General features: G+C 69.2%; 5 protein-coding genes. All 5 read left to right on the forward strand.

Annotated elements, in window-relative coordinates; translation table 11 throughout:
* Positions 1-419 (forward strand): MMPL family transporter (locus AC2VON_RS21990; protein ID WP_486954762.1); only part of this gene is annotated, 419 nt, incomplete at its 5' end.
* 4 nt (positions 420-423) lie between these two features.
* A complete protein-coding gene (gene secF / locus AC2VON_RS21995; protein ID WP_486954763.1) occupies positions 424-1,803 on the forward strand; it encodes a protein translocase subunit SecF in 1,380 nt (459 codons plus the stop codon).
* Positions 1,804-1,807: 4 nt separating this feature from the next.
* Complete coding sequence (locus tag AC2VON_RS22000) at positions 1,808-3,484, forward strand: ABC transporter substrate-binding protein (RefSeq protein ID WP_486954764.1); 1,677 nt, start codon at positions 1,808-1,810, stop codon at positions 3,482-3,484.
* Entirely contained in the window at positions 3,481-4,017 is a 537-nt protein-coding gene (locus AC2VON_RS22005) for an adenine phosphoribosyltransferase (protein ID WP_486954765.1), read from the forward strand. The genes AC2VON_RS22000 and AC2VON_RS22005 overlap by 4 nt, the downstream gene beginning before the upstream one ends.
* A 43-nt stretch (positions 4,018-4,060) precedes the next feature.
* Positions 4,061-5,601, forward strand: a 1,541-nt coding sequence (locus AC2VON_RS22010; protein ID WP_486954766.1) for a RelA/SpoT family protein, incomplete at its 3' end; no start/stop codon positions are given.

A 5,601-nucleotide genomic window follows, 5' to 3' on the forward strand; every position in this document is an offset into this window, starting at 1 on the left:
ACCTGGCCGGCATCGCCGGTCTGATCATCGGCATCGGCACCACCGCCGACTCGTTTGTGGTGTTCTTCGAACGCATCAAAGACGAGATCCGCGAAGGCCGTTCGTTCCGGTCGTCGGTGCCCCGCGGTTGGTCGCGGGCCCGCAAGACGATCATCTCCGGCAACGCCGTCACCTTCCTGGCCGCCGCGGTGCTGTACGTCCTGGCGGTGGGCCAGGTGAAGGGGTTTGCGTTCACGCTGGGCCTGACCACCGTCCTCGACCTGGTGGTGGTGTTCCTGGTGACCTGGCCGCTGGTGTACGTGGCGTCTAAGTCGCCGATGATGGCCAAGCCCGCCTACAACGGCCTCGGAGCGGTGCAGCAGGTCGCCCGCGAACGGCGGGCCGCCCACATGACGGCTGCTTCGACGGGACGGGGATAACGAGATGGCTGCCGAATCCGACACCAAACGCGGCGGGGGCGACGAAAAGGCTGCCCGTGACACCGGAGCTGCGGTCGAACTGACCGAGCCCGGCCAAGCTGACGCCGGCGATGCCGGCAAGGCCAGCAATGCCGACGAGCTGGCTCGGGAAGGCAGGGAAGGCCGGGAAGGCCGGGAAGGCCGGGAAGGCCAACTGCCGCACCACAGCTTCCTCTCCCGGCTCTACACCGGTACCGGCGCGTTCGAGGTGATCGGTCACCGCCGGCTGTGGTACGCGGTCAGTGGGGTGATCGTCGCGATCGGCGTCGCCAGCATCCTGGTCCGCGGCTTCACCTTCGGGATCGACTTCGCCGGCGGCACGAAGGTGTCCTTTCCGCGCGGTGACACCAGCGTCAGCCAAGTCGAAGACGTGTTCCGCAAGAGCCTGGGCACCGACCCGGAGTCGGTGGTGATCGTCGGCGGCGGCGCCTCGGCGACGGTGCAGATCCGCGCCGAAACGCTGTCGAACGAACAGACGGCGCAGCTGCGGGACGCCCTGTTCGATGCGTTCCACCCGAAGGGCTCCGACGGTCAACCCAGCAAGCAGGCGATCAGCGACTCCGCGGTGTCGGAGACCTGGGGCGCCCAGATCACCAAAAAGGCGCTGATCGCGCTGGTGGTGTTCCTGGTGCTGGCCGCGCTCTACATCACCTTGCGCTACGACCGGTTCATGACCGCCGCCGCGATGGCCTCGATGATCTTCGACGTGGCCGTCACCGCCGGCATCTATTCGCTGGTCGGCTTCGAGGTCACCCCGGCCACCGTGATCGGCCTGCTGACCATCCTGGGTTTCTCCATCTATGACACCGTCATCGTGTTCGACAAGGTCGAGGAGAACACCCACGGCTTCCAGCACACCACCCGGCGTACCTATGCCGAACAGGCCAACCTGGCCGTCAACCAGACCTTCATGCGCTCCATCAACACCAGCCTGATCTCGGTGCTGCCGGTGGCGGCGCTGATGGTGGTGGCGGTGTGGCTGCTGGGGGTCGGTACGCTCAAAGACCTGGCGCTGGTGCAGCTGGTCGGGATCATCGTCGGCACCTACTCGTCGATCTTCTACGCCACCCCGCTGCTGGTCAGCATGCGGGAGCGCACCGAGCTGGTCCGCAGCCACACCCGCCGCGTGCTCCGCCGGCGCAACGCGGCGCTGGGCGCACCGGCCGACGCAGACGCCATCGAGGGCCCTGGCGACACCGGCGCTGCTGTCGCCACCGACCAGGCGGCGGGCAAGAAGCAGACGGCACGGGCGGCGCCCAGCAAGCCCGCACGCCGAGCCCGGCCGGTGCGGCCCACCAGCCGCCACGCCCAGGGTCCGACCGGCAAGCGAAGCACCGGGCGGTAACCCGATGGCGGCCTGCTACCGCCGCGCCCGGGTGCTGCTGGCGGCGATCGTCACGGTGGCCGGGGTGGGGCTGCTGCCGGGGTGCTCGGCGGCGGCCGTCGACCACATCGACTACGCCGTCGACGGGCCGCTGGTCTCATACAACACCACCACCGTCGCCGGCGCGGCGTCGGCGGGCGCCCAGGCGTTCGCTCGCACCCTGACCGGCTTCGGCTACCACGGGCCGGACGGGCAGGTGGTGGCCGACCACGACTTCGGCAGCATCTCGGTGGTGGGCCGGGCGCCGCTGGTGCTGGACTACCAGATCGCCGACGAGGCTGTCTACTCCGACGGCGAGCCGATCACCTGCGACGATCTGGTGCTGGCCTGGGCGGCCCAATCCGGGCGGTTCCCCGGGTTCGACGCCGCCAGCCGGGCCGGCTACGCCGACATCGCCGGCATCGACTGCAACCACGGCGAGAAAAGGGCCCGGGTGTCGTTCGCCCATGACCGCAACGTCGTCGACTACCCACAGCTGTTCACCGCGACCTCGATGATGCCGTCACATGTGATCGCGCACCAGCTGGGCCTGAAAATCGCTGACATCACCGACGCGCTGCTCACCGAGTACGCGCCGGTGGTGGAGAAGATCGTGCAGCTGTGGAACACCACCTGGCAACTCAAGCCCGACCTGAAACCCGACACGATCGTCGAGCAATTCCCGTCGTCGGGGCCCTACAAGATCGAGTCGGTGCTCGACAGCGGCGCCGTGGTGCTGGTGGCGAACGACCGCTGGTGGGGCGCCAAGGCGAACACCAAACGAATCACGGTGTGGCCGCAGGGCACCGATGTCCAGGAGCGGGTCAACAAGCGGACGGTCGACGTGGTCGACGTGGCGACCGGGTCAGCGGGGCCGCTGGCCACTCCGGACGACTACCAGAGCGCCGACTCGCCGTCGGACGGCATCGAGCAGCTGATCTTCGCCCCGCAGGGGCCACTCTCCGAGACTGCGGCGCGCCGGGCGGTAGCCCTGTGCACCCCCCGCGACGCGATCGCACAGGATGTCGGCGTGCCGATCGCCAACGTGCGGCTCAACACGGCCGGTAACGCCGTCTTCGACCAGGCCGAGAACGCTCCCGATCCCAAGCCCGCCCAGTTCGTCCACGCCGACCCCGACGCCGCCCGGGACGCACTGGCCGGCAACCCGCTGACGGTGCGGATCGGCTACCGTGCACCCAACCCGCGGCTGGCCGCGGTCCTCGGTGCGATCGCCACGTCCTGTGCCCCCGCCGGGATCACCGTCACCGAGGTCGCCTCGGCGGACACCGGGCCGCAGTCGTTGCGCGACGGTGCGATCGACGTGCTGCTGGCGAGCATCGGCGGGGCCACCGGCAGCGGATCGACCGGATCGTCGGCGATGGACTCCTACGACCTGCACAGCGGCAACGGCAACAACCTCTCCGGGTACGGCAACGGCCAGATCGACGGCGTCATCGACACGCTGGCGGTCACGGCCGACCCAGCGGAGTGGGTCCGGCTGCTGGCCGAGGCCACCCCGGTGCTGTGGGCCGACATGCCGACCCTGCCGCTCTACCGCCAGCAGCGCACCCTGTTGACCACCAAGAATACCTACGCCGTGGGCCCCAATCCGACCCGCTGGGGCGCGGGCTGGAACATGGACCGCTGGGTGCTGCGGCAGTGAACACCGACCGGCCGGATGTCGTCGAGCTGATCGCGTCGCTGACTCGGGAGGTGCCGGACTTTCCCACCCCCGGTGTCGCGTTCAAGGACCTGACGCCGTTGTTCGCCGACGCCGACGGGCTGGCTGCGGTCACCGGCGCGCTGGCGCGGATCGCCGCCGGCGCAGACCTGGTGGCCGGGATCGACGCCCGGGGTTTCCTGCTGGCCGGTGCCGTCTCCGACCGGCTCGGCGTCGGCGCGCTGGCCGTCCGCAAGGGCGGCAAGCTGCCGCCGCCGGTGCGCTCCGAGAAATATTGCCTGGAATACGGCACCGCCGCGCTGGAGATTCCCGCCGATCGGGTCGAGCTGGCCGGGCGCCGCATCGTCATCGTCGACGACGTGCTGGCCACCGGCGGCACCCTGGCCGCCGCGCAGCGTCTGCTGGACCGCGGCGGCGCGACGGTGACCGCGGCGGCGGTGGTGCTGGAGCTGGTTGGGCTGGGTGGGCGCGCCGTGCTGGCGCCGCTGCCGGTACACAGCTTGCACAGCACCTGAGCGATATCCTCGTGGTCGGAGGTGAACTCGAAAGGTGAGTGACGTGGCCGACGATCAGCGCTCCGCGCAGGCTACCCAGCTGCCGGCGGTGTCCGACGTGCCGGCACCCCTGGAACCTCAAGCGCCCGCCGGGCCGCCTGCGGAGACGCTGGAGACGCTGAAGACGTCCACCAGCGCCTCACGGCGGGTGCGGGCCCGGATCGCCCGGCGCATGACCGCGCAGCGCAGTGCGCTCAGTCCGGCGCTGGAGCCGTTGGTGGCGGTGCACCGGAAGATCTACCCCAAGGCGAACCTGGCACTGCTGCAGCGCGCCTACGAAGTCGCCGAGGAACGGCACGCCGACCAGTTGCGCCACTCCGGCGACCCCTACATCACCCATCCGCTGGCGGTCGCCACCATCCTGGCCGAGCTGGGCATGGACACGACCACGCTGGTGGCCGCGCTGCTGCACGACACCGTCGAGGACACCGGCTACACCCTGGCGGCGCTGACGGCGGAGTTCGGTGACGAAGTCGGTCACCTGGTCGACGGGGTGACCAAGCTGGACCGGGTGGTGCTGGGCAGCGCCGCCGAAGCCGAAACGATCCGCAAGATGATCATCGCGATGGCCCGCGACCCGCGGGTGCTGGTGATCAAGGTCGCCGACCGGCTGCACAACATGCGCACCATCCGTTTCCTGCCGCCGGAGAAGCAGGCCCGAAAAGCCCGAGAGACACTGGAAGTCATTGCACCCCTTGCGCATCGGCTCGGAATGGCCACCGTCAAATGGGAGCTGGAGGATTTGTCGTTCGCGATCCTGCACCCGAAGCGCTACGACGAGATCGCGCGGCTGGTGGCCGACCGCGCCCCGTCACGGGACACCTACCTGGCCACGGTGCGCGCCGAGATCGTCGCCACGCTGGCCAAGTCGAAGATCAACGCCACGGTGGAAAGCCGGCCGAAACACTACTGGTCGATCTATCAGAAGATGATCGTGCGGGGCCGCGACTTCGACGACATCTACGACCTGGTCGGGGTGCGGATCCTGGGCGAGGCGATCCGGGACTGTTACGCGGCCGTTGGTGTGGTGCACTCGTTGTGGCAGCCGATGGCCGGGCGGTTCAAGGACTACATCGCCCAGCCGCGCTACGGGGTATACCAGTCGCTGCACACCACCGTCATCGGGCCCGAGGGCAAGCCGCTGGAGATCCAGATCCGCACCCGCGACATGCACCGCACCGCCGAATACGGCATCGCCGCGCACTGGCGGTACAAGGAAGCCAAGGGCCGCAACGGTGTTCCGCATCCGAATGCCGCCGCCGAGATCGACGACATGGCCTGGATGCGCCAACTGCTGGACTGGCAGCGGGAGGCCGCCGACCCCGGCGAGTTCTTGGAGTCGCTGCGTTATGACTTTGCCGTCGAGGAGATTTTCGTCTTAACCCCGAAGGGGGATGTGATCACCCTGCCCACCCGATCCACCCCCGTGGACTTCGCCTACGCGGTGCACCCCGAGGTCGGGCACCGCTGCATCGGCGCCCGGGTCAACGGCCGGCTGGTCGCCTTGGAGCGCCAGCTGCAGAACGGGGAAGTGGTCGAGGTTTT

The sequence above is a fragment of the Mycobacterium sp. TH-M82 genome, assembly GCF_057473605.1.

Excerpts from the sequence above, each read along its gene's own strand:
- secF (WP_486954763.1), top strand. The coding sequence starts at position 424 with ATGGCTGCCGAATCCGACACCAAACGCGGCGGGGGCGACGAAAAGGCT.
- AC2VON_RS22000 (WP_486954764.1), top strand. The coding sequence starts at position 1,808 with ATGGCGGCCTGCTACCGCCGCGCCCGGGTGCTGCTGGCGGCGATCGTC.